Raw genomic sequence first — 16,044 nt, forward strand, 5'->3', positions numbered from 1 at the left:
GGTATCTTCACTTTAGTTGGTACTGTTATCGTTTACTATATCGCAGCTGCTTTAACTGGTGGTGGTAGAGTTGATGAAGAAACTGAACAACTTGGTCTTGATGAAGCTGTTCATGGTGAAAAAGTTCTTAATGCATAAGAACTTTTTCTAAATATGAAAGAGAGATAATATGAAAAAGATAGAAGCAATTATAAAACCTTATAAACTTGAAGAAACAAAAGAAGCTTTAGCTGAAATCGGTATTGACGGTTTAACAGTTTCAGAAGTTCAAGGGTATGGTCGTCAAAAAGGGCATACTGAACTTTACCGTGGTTCGGAATATCAAACAGATTTTATTCCGAAAAACAAACTTGAAATCGTAGTGAACGACAGCTTAGTTGATCAAGTAACTGAAGTGATCAAAGAGGTGAACTACACTGGTAAAATCGGTGACGGTAAAATTATGATCAGTCCGATTGATAATACAATCAGAATCCGTACTGGAGAGATGGGCGAAGACGCCGTATAACTCTTTTAATTCCCACATTTGTGGGGATTTTCTTCTCAATCTACACTCTTAAATCTTACACTTTGGAACACTATCTGAATAGATATACTAGAGGAAAATATTATGAATAAACCATTACAAACTAATCCGATAAAACTTTCACAACCTATGGGCGCTTTGCTTTGCTTTTTAGGAATTAAAAATTGTATGCCTCTTATGCATGGAGCACAAGGGTGTGCCTCTTTTTCTAAGGTTTTTTTTACAAGACATTTCAGTGACCCAATTGCTATACAGACAACAGCAGTCAATGATATAACAGCTGTCATAGACGGTGGAGAATACTCAATCTCTGAAGCGATAAAAAACATTACAAAAAAAGTTACACCAGATTTAGTAGGTTTATTTACAACAGGTATGACTGAGACTAAGGGTGATGATATTAAAGGTGCTTCCTCTTTACTTAAAGATATTCAATTGATGTGCTATGTAAATACACCTGATTTTGAAGGTGGTTTAGAAAGCGGATTTGCAAAATCTGTAGAAGCACTTGTAGAACAACTTGTCAAAGAGTGTTCAGAAGTAAACAATAATAAAGCTGTACTCATCCCAAATGTTAATCTTACACCTATAGAGATTGAAAAGATTAAAGATGAGATCGCAAAATTTGGTTTTGAAGTTTTTGCTCTTCCTGATCTGAGTGATTCGTTGGATGGACATTTAGGACTCAAGCAAGGGGCCTTAAGTAGTGGAGGGATTAGTGTTGAAGAGATTCAAAATCTGGGTGATGCATCTGTTGTAATCTCTATTGGCGCTTCGGTAGAAAAGGCTGGAACTCTGCTCAGTCAAAAAAATGAAAAGATGACACATTTCCATTTTCAAACTGTGAGCGGATTACTTGCAGCTGATGCTTTTTACAAAGCACTAATGGAGTTTAAAACACTCTCAAAACCAAATCCTAGTATTGTTAGATGGAGAAAAAGACTTCAAGATGCTCTTTTAGATACCCATTTTGCAATCGGGGGAACAAAAATGGTGATTGCACTTGAAGCTGATCAGGCATTAAGCGTTGCAACGACCCTTATAGAAGCTGGAGCAGATATCAAAACGATTGTAGTTCCTACAAAAACAAAAGTTTTAGATGCTTTAGAATGTGAAGTAATTGTAGGTGATTTTGAAGATGTTGAGGAAAAACTTCAAGATGCAGAGCTTCTAATTACTAACTTTCATGGTGAAAGAATTGCCCATGAACAACACAAAGCCTTATTGCTCAGAGGCTATCCAAACTACGAAACAGTTGGCAATCAGCTAATTAACGACACTCTATATGAAGGAAGTTGTTATCTCTTATTTAGTGTGGCAAACCTTATAAACTCTACTACGCACCATTAAAAATATCTCAAAGGAACACTTTCTGTATATATATGCTTAATATATATAGAAAATGGAGATAAATATGGCTTCAACAATTACTGTGACATCAAATGTCGGTGAACCTGGAACAATTAGAGTTGCTTTTGCAACAAACGATAATGAGAACATTGATGCACACTTCGGAAGTGCGAAGCAGTTTAATGTTTACGACATCTCGAGTAACGGTTTTGATATCTCTACGATTATCAAAATCGATAGTAAAGATACGGATCAAACCGTAGCGCTTTTAGACAAATGTGACATAGTTTATTTTGTAAATATAGGTCCGACAGCTGCAGCAAAAATTATCAATTCTGGAATCTTTCCAATCAAGTATAAAGAAGTTGTGTCAATTGATGAGGAACTTAAAAAACTAGTATCAATGCTGGGAACAAATCCTCCTCCATTTATTAAAAAAATTATTCAAAAGAAGGCTGCATAATGGAAAATATATTTATAGATACATTAATTGGTCAAGTAAGAGCACTTGATCAATTCGGTACATGGGCAAATCGTGAAGATGAAGATATCCTCAAAGAAAAATATGTAAAAAGTAAAGAGGAATTAAAAAATATTCCGGTTATTGCAGATATCGATGAGATGCAGATTCAAGATATTCGTTTAATTTATCAATCAGTTGCTTTGGCTTTTGAGAAAAAAACAGGGATTATGTGTTCTGTTGTTATGGAGATGAGCCATGAAGGTTTTGGTCGTGCAGTTGTTATCGCAGATAAGATTGTAATTGTTAATAAGTTTTTTAAAGATGCACATCGTTTCTCTTTCCGTACATACGAGCAGTTATGTGAAGATGGTGAGAAAATGGTTGAAGATGCTATAAAAATATACAACGAATATAAAAAATAGGGGGTTAAAAATGGCAAAATATGGAATCTTCGTTGGAACAGCCGGCGGAACAAGTATGAAGGTAGCAGACATTCTTGCAGAGGAATTTGGAATTGAAGAAGATGATATCATCAACATGGAAGAGGACTTCGATGATGTTGAGGAACAACTTCTTGAATATGATGTACTTTTTTTAGGTAGTTCAACTTGGGGACAAGGTGACTTACACTTCTCTTGGGTAGACCCTATTTTAGAGATAGAAGACGAAGATATAGATTTTAGTGGAAAAACAGTTGCATTTTTCGGTGCAGGTGATTGTAAAAAACATGGTGAGCATTTTTGCTCAGCGTTAGGAAAATTACATAAAACTTTTACTGAAGCTGGAGCAAAAGCGATAGGCTTTATCCCTAAAGAAGATTATTCATATGAATTTTCACTTGCAGAGATTGATGGCAAGTTTTGTGGTTTAGGAATTGATGAACACAATGAGAGTGAAAAAACTAGTGAAAGGATAGAAAAATGGGTTGGCTTATTAAAATCAGAACTAGGAGAATAAAATGTATTTGGTTACAGCGGTAATAAACAAAGCAAATTTAAAAAACGTTTTAGAAGATCTTTTTGCAAATAATTTTGAAGGGATCACGGTAAGCGATGTTATCGGAAAAGGCTCTTTTGGTTTAAAAGAGGCAGATAACGGGATCGTAGACCTTGTAGAAAAAGTAAAATTAGAGATGGTTGTTTCTACAAAAGAAAATAGAGAACGTGCAATGGAATGTGTACGTTCTAATGCTCACGATTTAGGTCGAGGGGCTGGAAAAATGTGGTGGATCGATGTTGGTGGTGTTGAACGCATCAGAACAGGTGAAAGAGATCAAGATGCCTTAACAACGCAAATAGACAAGAAAATCGGTAATGTTACGCATATCGCAACAACACATATCGATACGCCATGTAGCTAAAGGAACAGATTATGAATACTACAGAAAAGTCATTGGATGAGTTCTACGAACTAACTGATGCGGAAGATTATTTTGATTTTTTCGATTTAGAGTACGATGCAAGCTTAGTAAACATCAAGCGATTTCACATTTTAAAAGAATATGGGACACTTATTAAGACTGGAATGCAAAACCTTGGCGGTCAAGATGAACGTCTTTTAGACTTTTTAAAATATTCACTTTTAAAAGTTTACGGTGAGTTTGCAAACGGCTATGCTCCAAGTGCGGCTGATGTTTGGGATATGTTTAAAGATGGAAAATTAAGCGGTTGTATGAGCTGTACACCGCAAGCAGGAAACAGTTGTGGCTGCTAATTTTACATTTGATCCGGACGTAACGCTGTATGACAGTATCACTGCTGACAGATCAGGGCGCGATGCTGAAGAACCAAAGTTCATGATTGGACAAAAAGTAAGACTTGTTGAAGATATTGTAAACGACGGTACATATCCACATGCCAAGATAGGTACACTGATGATGCCGAAAGGTACGATCGGATATATAAAAACAATGGGAGATTTTTTACAAGTTATTCGTGTCTATGAAGTGCACTTCTTCGGTGCTGAGATGGAAGTAGAGATTGTCGGTTGTCGTGAACATGAGTTAGAGTCTATGGATGATGACTATGTTGATGAAGAGACTTTGGACAGAGAAGCTTTTGAAGCGCATAGAAAAAAAATGGCTAAATTGAAAGAAGAGAAGTAAACTTAAAAAGGAGAGAGTGTGGCGAAGGTGATTTTCATTGGCTTTGATACAGAAAAAGACGGTTTGTATCATGCGCCAAAAGGNTACACTGATGATGCCGAAAGGTACGATCGGATATATAAAAACAATGGGAGATTTTTTACAAGTTATTCGTGTCTATGAAGTGCACTTCTTCGGTGCTGAGATGGAAGTAGAGATTGTCGGTTGTCGTGAACATGAGTTAGAGTCTATGGATGATGACTATGTTGATGAAGAGACTTTGGACAGAGAAGCTTTTGAAGCGCATAGAAAAAAAATGGCTAAATTGAAAGAAGAGAAGTAAACTTAAAAAGGAGAGAGTGTGGCGAAGGTGATTTTCATTGGCTTTGATACAGAAAAAGACGGTTTGTATCATGCGCCAAAAGGTGAACCAATTGTAAGATTGGCTAAAGATAACGGTATACCGATTAACTTTGAATGTCAAGACGGTGAATGTGCTAGCTGTTTAATTAAATACGAAAATATAGAGGACGAAGAACCTACAAACTATATTGAAGATAAAGAGCTAGAAAAACTAGTGGAGTTGGGTGTTTTAAAATCTAAGGATGCGGAACACTGTCAACAATTTACGATCAGCCCAAAAGTGAGATTGGCATGCCAAACACTTGTTAAGGGTGATGTTATCATCAAACCATTTTTACAATAAGGAGAAAGAAAAAATGACTACAAGAGTTGAAATCATAAACGATTTTTTAGCAATTAACGTGAAAGAGGGAAGTACTATTCAAGATATCGTGGAGGCTAGTGGTAGTGCACTTCCTTTTGGATGTCGTGACGGTGAATGTGGAACATGTATTGTTGAAGTTGAATCAGGGATGGAATTTCTTACAGATAAAACTGACAAAGAAGTTAAAGTATTAAAAGAGATCTGTTCTGGTACTTGTACTCCAAACTCACGTCTTTCATGTCAAATGAAAATTGCTAAGCCAAACGGTTTAGTAAGACTTAAATACTAAGGAAAATCTCAAACCATTTTTATGGTTTGAGGAACAATAATATGTCTGCAGCATTAGGACTTCAAGCAAAACAAAAACAAACTTTACAATTGTCACTAAGACTTTGGTTGCCTTTACTTCAAGCACCTCTGCAAGACCTTGAAACTGTATTTAAAGAACATAGTTATGATAATCCATTTTTGGAATACAATTCATCTTTTGAATCAAGCTATAACAGCAGTGGTTTGATTGAAGAGATCAACACATACAAAGAGTCGTTTTACGAGAAAGTATCAAACCAGATTGATGCACCTCTTTTCCCAACGCCAAACTCTCAAAACGTAGCAATGGAGATTTTGGATAATATTGACAGTGACGGATATTTTGACGGAGACACAGAGACGATAGCCGTTAAATGCAATACTACAAAAGAGTTTGTTGAGAGCATTCGCCAACGTTTCGCATATATTGATCCGTGCGGAGTAGGTGCATATGATATGATTGAGTGTTTTGAATTTCAACTCTCACAACTTAATGTAGATACAGAACTTAGTCAGTTGATTGAGAAGATGATCAAAAATCTCAAAGGGATAGATAAATATCATAAACATCACCGCTTTGAAGAGGCGACACAGATCATTAAAAAGTTTAAATCACCTCCGGCGATTGATTATCAAGAGGATAATGAATATATAGTGCCTGATTTTTTTGTGGATGTAGATGAAGATATATCGGTGAGAATCAATCACAGTTATTATCCGGATATTGTAATTAAAGATCCTTTTAAAAGTAAAAATGATGAATTAAAATATAAACTCAAAGAGGCTCGTGATCTTGTAAATTTACTTGAGCTTAGAAAATCTACTCTTTATAAATTAGTTCTAATCATTGTTGAAAGACAAATGGGATTTTTTATCGGAAGTGAACTCAAGCCTATGACTATGGCTCAGGTTGCCGAAGAGATCGGTTTTGAAGAATCAACAATTTCACGTGCAGTATCAAACAAGTACATTAAATGTGACAGAGGGATTTTTTCATTGAAATCATTTTTTACAAATGCGGTTTCAAAAAATCTTTCTTCATCGGAAGTGAAACACTTTATCCAAAATCTGGTAGAAAATGAAGACCACGATGAACCGTTAACAGATCAGGACTTAGTTGAAAAAGTGATGCAGCGTTACAACATGAATATGGTGAGACGCACAATTACAAAATACAGAAAACAACTCGAGATCCCTTCATCAAAAGAGAGAAAAAAGATCTACAAAGTAAGAAGCTGATATTCATATTTTAAGCTGATAGATGTTAGGATTAGTGAAAAGTTTATAGGTTGATAATGAAGTCTTCTAATAATTTTAAAGTATTGTTTATTGTCTCTGGATTATTATTGATCCTCTCTTTGAGTTTATCTTTAATTAACTATATTATCTCACTTAACTCTGTTCAAAAAGAACTAGTAAATCGCGCATTACCTCTCTCCGTAGATAATATTTATACAGAAATTCAAACACATTTAATTGAGCCGAATCTCATCTCTTCAATGATGGCGAGTGATACATTTGTAAAAGATTGGCTGATCAACGAAGAAGACAATAGCGATAAAATTACGAGTTACTTGGAAACGATTAGAAATAAATATGGCTTATTTGTTACCTTTTTAGTTTCTGAAAAGACAAAGAATTACTATACTCAAAAAGGTTTTTTGGAATCTTTAGATAACAATAAAACAGATAATAAATGGTATTTCGCATTTAAAGATTCTGCTGAAGAGCATGAGATTAATCTCGACTATAACAGTAATCTAGATAACTCTTTAATGATGTTTATAAACTATAAAATTTTTGATTCGAAGTATCATTTTTTAGGAGCTACTGGAATTGGTCATAAAATATCTTATATAGACGGTATGTTAAAGCGTTTCCGAGAAGAGTATAAATTTAAAGTATGTTTTTTAAGTGAAGAGGGTAATGTCGTTTTAGCTGAAAGAAGTCAGAAACACATACAAAGAATTCAAGAAGATCCCCAGTGGTTAAAAGTAAAGGATGATATTTTATCATCAAGCTCAAAACTTTTAAAATATAAACGCAACTCAGAAGAGTATATTTTAAAAACAAAATATATTCCGGAGTTACACCTTTATTTACTCGTTGAAGCCAAGATCAATGATTTTACGGAAAATGCACACCAAGCTTTTTATCTAAATGTATCGATATCACTCTTTTTTACCTTGATTGTTACAGTAATTATTTTACTGACAATAAAAAAATACAACAAAACACTCTCTTTCATGGCTCAGCATGACCCATTGACTGAATTGTACAATCGTCGTTCTTTTGAAGATAAGATGAAATATTTACACCAGTTGAGCAAGCGTAACAAAGAACCACTCTCATTCTTATTTTTAGATATGGATAATTTTAAACATATAAATGACAAATATGGACACAGTGTTGGTGATGAAGTCTTAAAACGTGTTGCAGAGATATTACAGCAGCATGTAAGACAAACAGATGTTGTAGCTCGCTGGGGTGGCGAAGAATTCATAGTAGCACTTAGTACTCACTTGGAAAATGCACAAAAAATAGCTGAAAAACTAAGAATAGCCATCAATACAGATATTGTATTAAATGAGTTAGTTGAAGAAGATGTAACTTCCAGTCTAGGGATCACAGCGTGTAAGGAAGATGAACCTTTAGAACATGTAATAGTGCGTGTTGACAATGCAATGTATGAAGCAAAAAGAAGCGGAAAAAACAGAGTAATTTCGCTCTAAATAAACTTCTTATTTTGGTTTACATGCATCACTGCTTTGACAAGTAGAAATACTGACAGATGAACAGATGTTCTTTTGCAGTAAGGCATTGATTTTCTTGATATCAAAACCGCAAATTTTTTCCTCGCCTATCACAAGTAAAGGTCTTTTGATAAGTATAGGTTCCTGAATCATCTGTTCGACAAGCTGCTCGATGGAGAGCAGGTGTGGATCTAACTCTTTATTTTTTATTTTCGGTGCAAAAGGATTGAAAATATCCTCTTTCTCTCTACCCTCAAAAAACTCTTTTAACAACTCTTTTGTCCATGGATAGGACAACATGTTTTCTGTTTTGTAAGAGATGTTATAAAGTTCCAAAAGCTTTTTTTGTTTAGCATTGCCTGCACAGCCAGGTTTTTCAAAAAATGTTATTTCCATTTTATGCCTGCTCCCAAGGTGCAGCTTCACCGACAACTCTAAAGACAGGATTGTTTACTGCTGCACATACATCTTTCGCCAAGTTTTCTAAACCGCCATAAGCTCCGTAACTTACTTTTTTCTCCTGGTTTACATCCACAAACGAGACTTTTTTCTTGATAGCTGTATAGAGACTACGTCCACCTGCTAGTAGAATATCTACATTATGCTCATCTATGAGTTTTCCCTGTTCTTGCGCAGGAACCTTCATTAAAATATCTACATACTGTTTTGCAATCTCTACATCTTCGAGTGTCGCTTTTCTGACACTTGTCGCAATAACGTTAATGCCAATATCTTGCAGTGCAGAAGCGATAGACCAAGATTTATTTCCACCAGTATTGAGGATTGCTTTTTTACCCTCTAGAACTTTTCTGTAAGGGATGAGTCTCTCTTCAAGTTTTGCTTCCTCTTCGGCAATTACTGCTTCAGCTCTTTTTGTTAACTCTTCATCTCCAAACGCATTCACGATTGAACGGATTGCATTTGTTGTGTCACGTTTACCGTAAAAAGAAACAGAAATGTAAGGGATGCTATAGCGTTCTTGCATTTTACGAGTGAGGGTTACTAACGATTTAGCACAAACAATTACATTTAATTTAGCCGTATGTGCTGTTTGAATATCTTCAATACGACCGTCACCTGCTAAAGTAGATACTACTTTAATCCCTATTTTTTCTAAGAGAGGAGTGTACTGCCACATATCACCCGTAACATTATATTCACCGATAAGGTTTATTCCAAAAGGATGGACCTCTTCAGGTTCACGAGTACCGATAAGTTGGTTGAGTACTGCTTCGCCACCCAGACGGCTTCCCAAGTTTTTACCGCCTACAAATCCAGGTGAATGCACGACGATAACAGGAAGACCATGCTTCTCTTGCATACGTTTACATACGTTGTCCATATCATCACCAATCATTGCAGTGACACATGTTTCATAAACGAAGATAGCTTTTGGAGATTTATGTTTAACGATATATTCTATAGAGTCTTCAAGCTTTTGGTCTCCGCCGAAAATTACGTCATTTGTTGTCACGTCTGTATAGTATCCGGTTACAGTATTATTTTGACCTTTATGGCTTGTAAGGGTTTGTCTAGTCTCCCAAGAAGCCCCTTGGCAAGTTGCTGGAGCATGAACAAGATGTACGGCATCTGCATATGGAAAAAGTGCAATTTGAGCGCCTTCAAAAGCACAACCGCCACTAGTAGCTCCCGGTTTTGGTTTATCACAAGAACTTTTCTTTTTTTCGTTGTGTGTACAAGCAGATTCACTTAAAAGTTCACGAATAAGTTTTCTATTGACCATAATAAACCCTTTAATTAAGTTATACATTATTTATACAGAATCTATTCCACTGACTCCAAAGGAACACTATTTGAATATGTTTATAGAAAAAGATATAGGAAAAATAAGATGTTGGCAATTCCTTTAGATAATGAATTTGACGCAAGTATTTCAGAACTCTTTGGACAAGCACCGTATTTCGGACTTTTGAACTTAGATGACGGAGAATTGACTGTTGTCAAAAATGAAGTAATGGGTGAAGGACCTAAAAGTGCAAACTTTTTACGCTCTTTCGGTGTGGATTCTGCCGTGTATTATCACATGGGAGAAGGCGTATATAACTCATTTGTAGACAATAAAATGGATGTGTACACTACTGAACACACAAAAATGTCTTTAAATGAAATTCATGAAAAATATCTAAAAAAGAAACTGAGCAAAGTAGACAATTCAAACTATAAAGAAAAACTTGATCCGGGTAACGGTGGAGCTTGTCAATGTGGATGTGAGGGATAAGATGTCTAGAGAGATCAAAGATAGATATATAACCTTTGATAACATTGACTGCTATGAAAATGCGGCATTGGTTTTAGAAGCTATGGATGAACTTTTCGAACAAAAACCTACAGCTTACAATGATTTTTGGAAGCGTTTTATGCAGACTATACCTCAAAACTATAAACAAGAGTTTGTAAAAGAGAACAATAAAGATACTTTGTATCAAGTGTGCTCAAATGTATTTTACATCTTTGACCTTTTTGAAGAACACGATTTTGACAAAGGGATCGAGATGATGGATCAATGCGAATTGGAGTGTTGTTAAGATGGAAAAGTCAGTTGATTATTATTTAAATTTGGATTATCCCTTAGAGTGCTTTGCAGGGGAGCATGAAGTTGGAGACGCATACTTGGCTGAGTATGTGGACTTTGACATTAAGGCTGCAAGCGAAGATTATGATGAAGCGATAGCTTTGGCACAAGAGTATCTGCGTGAGCATATCATTAGAGAGTATAACGCAGGGCGTGAGTTACCAAACCCTAGAGAAGGAAGAAGATTTATGAAACATAGAGAAGCACTCAGTGCATATAGACAAAAAGATTATGAGAAAGCGTTGTCATTATGGCAAGAGGAGATCAAACACAAAAATGATCAAGCTATGACAAATTTGGGTCTGATGTATTTAAAAGGTGAGGGTGTATCAAAAGACTTTGCTAAAGCACGTGAATACTTTGAGATGGCTAGTGAGTACGATAATGATTCTGCAAACTACAACTTGGCATTAATCTACCAAACAAAACTAGGCGTTGAAGAGGATGAAGCTAAAACTATTGAATACTTTAGACGTGCTGTAAAGAAAAATCACCAAGGGGCTAACTTTAGACTAGGCCTTATGCTTTTAAAAGACAGAACTAATCTGGCTTTAGTCAAAGAGGGATTTGATTGTATGTTAAGCGCAGCAAAAACAAATCATCCAATGGCTCTGGCTCAAATGGGTGGTGTAGATAAAGAACCAAACACTGCATGTGAACCAAATATGATGTTTAGAAACTATTCAAAAGAGAAACAGTTAGAGTTGGTAATGGATGCAATCGACAGATATATTCGTCCTATCTTGGTAAAAGACGGCGGAGATATTACGTTAATCGATTACATCAACTATCCTGAGATTGAGATCCGTTTAGCTTATCAAGGAAACTGTGCAGGATGTTCTATGGCCTCTACAACTACGTATGAGATTATCATGAACACTCTTTCTCAAGTTATAGATGAAAACATTAGGGTGTACGTCATATGATTAAAGTCGCTTTTGCTTCAAAAGACGGAATTAATGTTAATGAACACTTTGGATGGTGTGAGACTTTTTATCTTTATGAGATAGATGCTGAGAATGCAAATTTGATCAAAGAGATGGACTCATCTAAAAAATATGAAGCTGAGGTGGATAAGCTTGAGTACAAAATCGAGTGTGTAAGTGAAGCGGATATGATCTATGTAACACAAATCGGTCCTAAAGCTGCAAACATGGTGAAGATCGCAGGGATCTATCCTATGAAAGCAGCGAGTGAAAATGAGAAGATCGAAGATGTGATCGTAGCGCTTCAAAAACTTATTGCAAATCCTCCTCTCTGGTTGAAAAGGATACTTTTAAAATGAGTGAAGCGATCCAAATAATTAAAGACCTGTATTATATCGGTGTTAGTGACCCTGATATTCGTACATTTGATATCATTATGAAAACAGCAAACGGGACAACTTACAATGCATATCTTTTGAAAACTTCTGAGGGTGTTATCATCTTCGATACTGTAAAAGAAGAGTTTTCAGAAGAGTTTTTTGAAAAAGTTGAATCTGTATGTTCTTATAGTGATATTAAATATATAATCATGCACCATTTAGAACCCGATCACAGTGGTGCACTTCCTGAGCTTACAAAGCGTGCACCACAGGCAAAAGTTTTTATCTCCCCTATGGCACAACCGATGTTAAAGTCCATTGCAAAAACAAAAGATATGGAGTTTGAAACTGTTTGGACAAATAAAAAACTCACTTTAGGAAATAAAACAATCACCTTTTTAAGTACACCGAATCTACATTGGCCTGAGACAATGAGTTCTTACTTAGAAGAGGACAAAGTACTTTTCAGCGGTGATGTTTTTGGTTCTCACTATTTTGACAGCCGTATATTTGATGACCTTGTAGGTGATTTTGATTATGCATTTAAATACTACTACGATCACATTATGCGTCCGTTTCGCAGTGATGTTGTCAAAGCACTTAATCTTTACGATAAATTTGATGTAGATATTATATGTAATCTTCATGGTCCGATCATGCGTGACAAACCACAAAAATATATTGAGCGTTATAGAGAGTGGAGTACAAAAGTAGACAGACTTCACGGTAAAAAAATCATCTCAATTTTTTATGTGACAAGTTATAAAAATACAAAAGATATGGCCCAAAGTATTTTTGACGGAATAGAATCTGATACGAATTTAATAGCAAACATTTACGACCTTACAGCTCTTGATGAGCAAAATATGCTCACTATATTAGAAGAGAGTACGGGAATTCTGATCGGTGCTCCTACAATTAACGGAGATGCTCCTAAGCCTGTTTGGGATCTACTTAGCTGTATGATGCTTTTAGAGAAAAAGGGTAAATTCGGCGGATGTTTCGGTTCATACGGATGGAGCGGCGAAGCGGTAGAGATGATTCAACATCGCTTGCAGGCTCTTAATTTTCGTATGCCATTGCAGCCTATGAAGGTAAAACTGATTCCTACAAAAGATGAACTGGCGGATTGTTATGAATACGGCATTGAATTTGGAAAAATCGTAAATGGAAAAATGGTGGAGATGACATTATGACACAAGGATTTATGACTGTAAATGAAGTTTTGGAAGCGAAGGTGAAACTCCTTTTGGAGTTTTTTTCAAAAGATGATTACTCAAAAATGGTAGTAGCCCCTAAAGTTGCCAAGGCATCTTTGGAGATGAATCATTTATACCAAGATCTTGGTTTTGATAATAGAGTAGAGATGGGAAGATTTATGCAAGAGTATTTTCCAAAACTGAGTGCTATGAAACCTAAAGAAACTTTATGGAAAAAATATCTTTATGATCTGCTCAACGAAACAGCACCAGCCTGTGCCGAATGCAATGATCAGCTGACATGTTTTAAGTGTCAAATTTAATTTGAAGGAGAATTTATTTATGCAAGTATATTTAGACAATAACGCGACAACAAAAGTAGACGAAAAAGTTTTTGAAGAGATGCAACCGTTTTTTTGTGAACTGTATGGGAATCCAAACTCATTACACAGTGTGGGCTCTGCTACACATCCAAAAATTGCTGAGGCATTTGACTTTCTTTATGAAGGTATTAATGCGGATGACGAGGATGACATCATTATCACGGCAAATGCGACAGAGGCAAATAACTGGGTAGTAAAAAGTGTTTGGCTTGATCAGATTTTAGACGGTGAGAAAAACCATATTATTACAAGTGAAGTGGAACACCCTGCCATTACTGCTGCATGTAACTATTTAGAGAAAAAAGGTGTGGATGTTACTTACCTTACTGTAAATGAAGAGGGTGTACTTGAAGCAGATGCCGTTCGTGATGCTATTCGTGAAGACACAGCACTGGTTTCTGTTATGTGGGCAAACAACGAAACAGGAAAACTTTTCCCTATTAAAGAAATAGGTGCAATTTGTAAAGAAAAAGGTGTGCTATTTCATTCAGATGCTACGCAGGCAATAGGAAAAGTTAAAGTGGATGTTCAAGATGCGAATGTTGACATGATTAGTTTCTCGGCTCACAAATTCCATGGACCAAAAGGTGTAGGCGGGCTTTACATTAAAAAAGGTGTACAACTTAGCCCATACATGCACGGTGGTGAACAGATGGACGGAAGACGTGCCGGAACACTTGATGTAGCGTCAATTGTCGGTATGGGTAAAGCGATGCAATTAGCAACGAATACGATGGCACTTGCATATGAGCAAAACCATGTAGGTATGTTGCGTGACAAGCTAGAGAAAGCGATTCTAAAAATTCCTGACACAATTGTAATCGGTGATAGAGAAAATCGTACACCAAATACGACACTTATTTCAATCAGAGGTGTTGAGGGTGAATCGATGCTTTGGGATTTGAACAAAAATGGAATTTCTGCATCAACAGGGAGTGCCTGTGCAAGTGAAGACTTAGAGGCAAATCCGGTAATGAATGCATTTGGAAGTGACAGTGAACTAGCACATACTGGGATCCGTTTTTCACTTTCACGTTTTAATACGGAAGAGCAAATCGATTATGCAATAGAAAAGATTAAAGAAGCGGTTGAGAGACTGAGAAGTATTTCAAGTTCGTATGCATATACACCGAAAAATCACGTGAGTCAATTAGAACATAATTAATAGATAATAATTTCTGAAATAAATTCAAGGAGAATAATATGGCAAAGGCAAGTTTAGTAAGCGGTTCAATTTGGGATGAGTACAGTAACATTGTTGTTGATAGAATGAATAATCCTCAACATCAAGGGCATATTACTGAAGAGGAAGCTGAAGCTATGAATGCAACATTAATTGTTGCAGACTTTGGAGCTGAAAGTTGTGGTGATGCTGTTCGTCTATACTGGGCGGTTGAAAACGGTACTGACAAAATTGTAGCAAGTAAATTCAAAAGTTTTGGATGTGGTACTGCCATTGCAAGTTCTGACATTATGACAGAATTGTGTATGGGAAAAACTGTTGATGAAGCAGTAAAGATCACAAATATTGATGTTGAAAAAGCGATGCGTGATACTCCTGATGTTCCTGCAGTTCCACCGCAAAAGATGCACTGTTCGGTTATGGCATACGATGTTATCAAAAAAGCGGCAGCTACATATAAAGGTGTAGATGCAGAGAGTTTTGAAGAGGAATTTATTATTTGTGAATGTGCTCGTGTATCTCAGGACACACTTGTAGACGTTATCAAGATAAATGACCTTAAAACTATTGAGGAGATCATTGATTTTACAAAAGCGGGCGGTTTTTGTAAGTCATGTATAAAAGCTGGCGGACATGAAGCAAAAGATATATATTTAGAAGACTTACTGAAAGAAACACGTGAAGAGATGGAACGTGAACGTCTTACAACAATGGCAAATGCTCCAAAAGAGGATAAAGCAGATTTTGCATCTATGAGTATGGTACAAAAAACTCGTGCAATCGATGCAGTGGTTGAAGAGTATGTTCGTCCAATGCTTATCATGGACGGTGGAGATATGGAACTTGTAGATATTAAAGAGGAAAATGGAAACTTTGATGTGTACATTAAATATCTTGGAGCTTGTTCAACTTGTTCAACGGGAAGTACGGGTACATTATATGCTATCGAGAGTACGTTAAAACAAAACCTTGATGATAGAATCAGAGTAATTACACTCTAAGGGAGATTAGATGAGTTATATTCCATATGTAGTAGAACAATCAGGACGAGGCGAGAGAAGCTACGATATCTATTCAAGATTATTAAAAGACAGAATCGTAATGCTAAGCGGAGAAGTGAACGACGCAGTAGCTTCAACAATCGTAGCACAACTTCTTTTTTTAGAAGC

Annotated in this window: 24 protein-coding genes; 22 read left to right on the forward strand and 2 right to left on the reverse strand. The window is 36.1% G+C overall.

Features of this window, described 5'->3' with window-relative positions; translation table 11 throughout:
• The first annotated feature begins 169 nt into the window (after positions 1–169).
• The 13 genes from P6N22_RS10365 (at position 170) to P6N22_RS10425 (ending at position 8,190) form a co-directional block, all read left to right on the forward strand.
• Positions 170–508: a P-II family nitrogen regulator gene (locus P6N22_RS10365; RefSeq protein ID WP_280332710.1), complete on the forward strand. Its 339-nt coding sequence runs from the start codon at positions 170–172 to the stop codon at positions 506–508.
• A gap of 102 nt (positions 509–610) precedes the next feature.
• Positions 611–1,876 (forward strand): nitrogenase iron-molybdenum cofactor biosynthesis protein NifN, encoded by a 1,266-nt coding sequence (gene nifN / locus P6N22_RS10370; RefSeq protein WP_280332712.1) that lies wholly within the window; start codon positions 611–613, stop codon positions 1,874–1,876.
• Positions 1,877–1,940: 64 nt separating this feature from the next.
• Positions 1,941–2,339: a nitrogen fixation protein NifX gene (gene nifX, locus P6N22_RS10375; protein ID WP_280332714.1), complete on the forward strand. Its 399-nt coding sequence runs from the start codon at positions 1,941–1,943 to the stop codon at positions 2,337–2,339.
• Positions 2,339–2,761, forward strand: a complete 423-nt coding sequence (locus P6N22_RS10380) for a NifX-associated nitrogen fixation protein (RefSeq protein ID WP_280332716.1) — start codon at positions 2,339–2,341, stop codon at positions 2,759–2,761. The genes nifX and P6N22_RS10380 overlap by 1 nt, the downstream gene beginning before the upstream one ends.
• A 10-nt stretch (positions 2,762–2,771) precedes the next feature.
• Complete coding sequence (locus tag P6N22_RS10385) at positions 2,772–3,296, forward strand: flavodoxin domain-containing protein (protein ID WP_280332718.1); 525 nt, start codon at positions 2,772–2,774, stop codon at positions 3,294–3,296.
• Between the two features lies 1 nt (position 3,297).
• Positions 3,298–3,699, forward strand: coding sequence for a P-II family nitrogen regulator (locus P6N22_RS10390; protein ID WP_280332720.1), 402 nt, complete (start codon positions 3,298–3,300; stop codon positions 3,697–3,699).
• Positions 3,700–3,710: 11 nt separating this feature from the next.
• Complete coding sequence (locus tag P6N22_RS10395) at positions 3,711–4,052, forward strand: nitrogenase-stabilizing/protective protein NifW (RefSeq protein WP_280332721.1); 342 nt, start codon at positions 3,711–3,713, stop codon at positions 4,050–4,052.
• Positions 4,042–4,443: a nitrogen fixation protein NifZ gene (locus P6N22_RS10400; protein ID WP_280332724.1), complete on the forward strand. Its 402-nt coding sequence runs from the start codon at positions 4,042–4,044 to the stop codon at positions 4,441–4,443. Before P6N22_RS10395 ends, P6N22_RS10400 begins: the two co-directional genes overlap by 11 nt.
• Before the next feature lie 91 nt (positions 4,444–4,534).
• Positions 4,535–4,765 carry a nitrogen fixation protein NifZ gene (locus P6N22_RS10405; RefSeq protein ID WP_280332726.1) on the forward strand — a complete coding sequence of 77 codons (231 nt, stop codon included), beginning with the start codon at positions 4,535–4,537 and terminating at the stop codon, positions 4,763–4,765.
• Between the two features lie 18 nt (positions 4,766–4,783).
• Positions 4,784–5,128 carry a 2Fe-2S iron-sulfur cluster-binding protein gene (locus P6N22_RS10410; protein WP_280332728.1) on the forward strand — a complete coding sequence of 115 codons (345 nt, stop codon included), beginning with the start codon at positions 4,784–4,786 and terminating at the stop codon, positions 5,126–5,128.
• 13 nt (positions 5,129–5,141) lie between these two features.
• Entirely contained in the window at positions 5,142–5,438 is a 297-nt protein-coding gene (locus P6N22_RS10415; RefSeq protein WP_280332730.1) for a 2Fe-2S iron-sulfur cluster-binding protein, read from the forward strand.
• A gap of 41 nt (positions 5,439–5,479) precedes the next feature.
• Entirely contained in the window at positions 5,480–6,697 is a 1,218-nt protein-coding gene (locus P6N22_RS10420) for an RNA polymerase factor sigma-54 (RefSeq protein WP_280332731.1), read from the forward strand.
• A gap of 56 nt (positions 6,698–6,753) precedes the next feature.
• The gene (locus tag P6N22_RS10425) at positions 6,754–8,190 is read left to right on the forward strand and encodes a sensor domain-containing diguanylate cyclase (RefSeq protein WP_280332734.1); all 1,437 of its coding nucleotides are present in this window, start codon (positions 6,754–6,756) and stop codon (positions 8,188–8,190) included.
• Between the two features lie 9 nt (positions 8,191–8,199).
• Here the strand turns inward: P6N22_RS10425 and P6N22_RS10430 are convergent, their stop codons facing one another.
• Both P6N22_RS10430 and nifE read right to left on the reverse strand, forming a co-directional pair.
• Complete coding sequence (locus tag P6N22_RS10430; protein ID WP_280332736.1) at positions 8,200–8,607, reverse strand: ArsC/Spx/MgsR family protein; 408 nt, start codon at positions 8,605–8,607, stop codon at positions 8,200–8,202.
• Position 8,608: 1 nt separating this feature from the next.
• On the reverse strand, positions 8,609–9,955 hold the full coding sequence (gene nifE / locus P6N22_RS10435; RefSeq protein WP_280332738.1) for a nitrogenase iron-molybdenum cofactor biosynthesis protein NifE: 1,347 nt from the start codon (positions 9,953–9,955) through the stop codon (positions 8,609–8,611).
• A 108-nt stretch (positions 9,956–10,063) separates the two neighbouring features.
• On the opposite strand from nifE, the gene P6N22_RS10440 reads away from it, so the two are divergent.
• The 9 genes from P6N22_RS10440 to P6N22_RS10480 all read left to right on the forward strand — a co-directional run.
• Complete coding sequence (locus tag P6N22_RS10440; protein WP_280332740.1) at positions 10,064–10,450, forward strand: NifB/NifX family molybdenum-iron cluster-binding protein; 387 nt, start codon at positions 10,064–10,066, stop codon at positions 10,448–10,450.
• A gap of 1 nt (position 10,451) precedes the next feature.
• On the forward strand, positions 10,452–10,757 hold the full coding sequence (gene cowN, locus P6N22_RS10445; protein ID WP_280332742.1) for a N(2)-fixation sustaining protein CowN: 306 nt from the start codon (positions 10,452–10,454) through the stop codon (positions 10,755–10,757).
• 1 nt (position 10,758) lies between these two features.
• Positions 10,759–11,730, forward strand: a complete 972-nt coding sequence (locus tag P6N22_RS10450) for a NifU family protein (RefSeq protein ID WP_280332744.1) — start codon at positions 10,759–10,761, stop codon at positions 11,728–11,730.
• On the forward strand, positions 11,727–12,089 hold the full coding sequence (locus tag P6N22_RS10455; RefSeq protein WP_280332745.1) for a NifB/NifX family molybdenum-iron cluster-binding protein: 363 nt from the start codon (positions 11,727–11,729) through the stop codon (positions 12,087–12,089). The genes P6N22_RS10450 and P6N22_RS10455 overlap by 4 nt, the downstream gene beginning before the upstream one ends.
• Positions 12,086–13,306 (forward strand): FprA family A-type flavoprotein, encoded by a 1,221-nt coding sequence (locus P6N22_RS10460; protein ID WP_280332747.1) that lies wholly within the window; start codon positions 12,086–12,088, stop codon positions 13,304–13,306. Before P6N22_RS10455 ends, P6N22_RS10460 begins: the two co-directional genes overlap by 4 nt.
• Positions 13,303–13,632: a nitrogen fixation protein NifQ gene (locus P6N22_RS10465; protein ID WP_280332749.1), complete on the forward strand. Its 330-nt coding sequence runs from the start codon at positions 13,303–13,305 to the stop codon at positions 13,630–13,632. Before P6N22_RS10460 ends, P6N22_RS10465 begins: the two co-directional genes overlap by 4 nt.
• A gap of 19 nt (positions 13,633–13,651) precedes the next feature.
• Entirely contained in the window at positions 13,652–14,857 is a 1,206-nt protein-coding gene (locus P6N22_RS10470; protein WP_280332752.1) for a NifS family cysteine desulfurase, read from the forward strand.
• 38 nt (positions 14,858–14,895) lie between these two features.
• The gene (locus tag P6N22_RS10475; protein WP_280332754.1) at positions 14,896–15,876 is read left to right on the forward strand and encodes an iron-sulfur cluster assembly scaffold protein; all 981 of its coding nucleotides are present in this window, start codon (positions 14,896–14,898) and stop codon (positions 15,874–15,876) included.
• 10 nt (positions 15,877–15,886) lie between these two features.
• Positions 15,887–16,044 (forward strand): ATP-dependent Clp protease proteolytic subunit (locus tag P6N22_RS10480; RefSeq protein WP_280332756.1); only part of this gene is annotated, 158 nt, incomplete at its 3' end.

The sequence above is a fragment of the Sulfurimonas sp. C5 genome, from assembly GCF_029872055.1.
Lineage (GTDB): Bacteria > Campylobacterota > Campylobacteria > Campylobacterales > Sulfurimonadaceae > Sulfurimonas.

What these genes read in the sequence shown, in the direction of transcription:
- P6N22_RS10365 (WP_280332710.1), top strand. Translation starts at nt 170, where the DNA reads ATGAAAAAGATAGAAGCAATTATAAAACCTTATAAACTTGAAGAAACA.
- nifN (WP_280332712.1), top strand. Translation starts at nt 611, where the DNA reads ATGAATAAACCATTACAAACTAATCCGATAAAACTTTCACAACCTATG.
- nifX (WP_280332714.1), top strand. Translation starts at nt 1,941, where the DNA reads ATGGCTTCAACAATTACTGTGACATCAAATGTCGGTGAACCTGGAACA.
- P6N22_RS10380 (WP_280332716.1), top strand. Translation starts at nt 2,339, where the DNA reads ATGGAAAATATATTTATAGATACATTAATTGGTCAAGTAAGAGCACTT.
- P6N22_RS10385 (WP_280332718.1), top strand. Translation starts at nt 2,772, where the DNA reads ATGGCAAAATATGGAATCTTCGTTGGAACAGCCGGCGGAACAAGTATG.
- P6N22_RS10390 (WP_280332720.1), top strand. Translation starts at nt 3,298, where the DNA reads ATGTATTTGGTTACAGCGGTAATAAACAAAGCAAATTTAAAAAACGTT.
- P6N22_RS10395 (WP_280332721.1), top strand. Translation starts at nt 3,711, where the DNA reads ATGAATACTACAGAAAAGTCATTGGATGAGTTCTACGAACTAACTGAT.
- P6N22_RS10405 (WP_280332726.1), top strand. Translation starts at nt 4,535, where the DNA reads ATGATGCCGAAAGGTACGATCGGATATATAAAAACAATGGGAGATTTT.
- P6N22_RS10415 (WP_280332730.1), top strand. Translation starts at nt 5,142, where the DNA reads ATGACTACAAGAGTTGAAATCATAAACGATTTTTTAGCAATTAACGTG.
- P6N22_RS10420 (WP_280332731.1), top strand. Translation starts at nt 5,480, where the DNA reads ATGTCTGCAGCATTAGGACTTCAAGCAAAACAAAAACAAACTTTACAA.
- P6N22_RS10425 (WP_280332734.1), top strand. Translation starts at nt 6,754, where the DNA reads ATGAAGTCTTCTAATAATTTTAAAGTATTGTTTATTGTCTCTGGATTA.
- P6N22_RS10430 (WP_280332736.1), bottom strand. Translation starts at nt 8,607, where the DNA reads ATGGAAATAACATTTTTTGAAAAACCTGGCTGTGCAGGCAATGCTAAA.
- nifE (WP_280332738.1), bottom strand. Translation starts at nt 9,955, where the DNA reads ATGGTCAATAGAAAACTTATTCGTGAACTTTTAAGTGAATCTGCTTGT.
- P6N22_RS10440 (WP_280332740.1), top strand. Translation starts at nt 10,064, where the DNA reads ATGTTGGCAATTCCTTTAGATAATGAATTTGACGCAAGTATTTCAGAA.
- cowN (WP_280332742.1), top strand. Translation starts at nt 10,452, where the DNA reads ATGTCTAGAGAGATCAAAGATAGATATATAACCTTTGATAACATTGAC.
- P6N22_RS10450 (WP_280332744.1), top strand. Translation starts at nt 10,759, where the DNA reads ATGGAAAAGTCAGTTGATTATTATTTAAATTTGGATTATCCCTTAGAG.
- P6N22_RS10455 (WP_280332745.1), top strand. Translation starts at nt 11,727, where the DNA reads ATGATTAAAGTCGCTTTTGCTTCAAAAGACGGAATTAATGTTAATGAA.
- P6N22_RS10460 (WP_280332747.1), top strand. Translation starts at nt 12,086, where the DNA reads ATGAGTGAAGCGATCCAAATAATTAAAGACCTGTATTATATCGGTGTT.
- P6N22_RS10465 (WP_280332749.1), top strand. Translation starts at nt 13,303, where the DNA reads ATGACACAAGGATTTATGACTGTAAATGAAGTTTTGGAAGCGAAGGTG.
- P6N22_RS10470 (WP_280332752.1), top strand. Translation starts at nt 13,652, where the DNA reads ATGCAAGTATATTTAGACAATAACGCGACAACAAAAGTAGACGAAAAA.
- P6N22_RS10475 (WP_280332754.1), top strand. Translation starts at nt 14,896, where the DNA reads ATGGCAAAGGCAAGTTTAGTAAGCGGTTCAATTTGGGATGAGTACAGT.